Here is a 638-nt window from a genome sequence, read left to right as displayed (position 1 = left end):
CGTACCTCAACGCGGTAACCCAGTGTGTACCTCCTTCTTCGTACCTAACATGGTGGGTGTCCTGCTCGGCCAACGGCCGGATTGATCAACGGACTTGGCGAAGCCGGATGGCTCCGTAGGCGCTTCGGGGGATCGTCATGGATAGCGGCGACAAGGTTCGCACGTGGGTCGCTGTTGCCGGCCTGGCTATCAGCGTGCTGGCGTTCCTCGGCGTCACCAACCTCAAGCAAATCGGGGAAGCGATCAGCCCGTCAGCCAAACCCACTCACCAGGCTGGTCCCGCCTTGCCGGCTTTCACCGAGTCAGTCGTCACGCCGAAGGTCCAGGCGCCTGCGGTGAGCGAGACACCGTCAGCGTCGAAGTCGCCGACTCCCGACCCTGGCTGCGAGGCAGCAAACTCAACGATCGACGCGTACGACGGCCTCATCACCATGGACAACCAGGAGGCTGCGGCTGCCTCCTTCAACCGTCGAGCGTCGGCACTCGAAGCCGATGCAAAAACGGCGACTACCGCGAAGGTCCGGGCGGCGATCAATGCAATGGCCGTCGCCTCAAGAGCAGAGGCCGATGCGCTTCCAACGAGGACCCAGGCCGATTCAGACAGGTACAAGGCTGCTAGGGAACGTGTGAATCGCGCC

1 protein-coding gene is annotated in these 638 nt (G+C 63.0%); it reads left to right on the top strand.

The features are described 5' to 3' along the window. Nucleotides 1-137: 137 nt before the first annotated feature. Nucleotides 138-638 (top strand): hypothetical protein (locus tag ABD323_RS43525; protein WP_344447546.1); only part of this gene is annotated, 501 nt, incomplete at its 3' end.

The organism is Kitasatospora nipponensis, from assembly GCF_039528135.1.
GTDB lineage: Bacteria > Actinomycetota > Actinomycetes > Streptomycetales > Streptomycetaceae > Kitasatospora > Kitasatospora nipponensis.
Note: the sequence above shows the minus strand (reverse complement) of the source record. Positions and strands in the feature narration are given on the sequence as shown.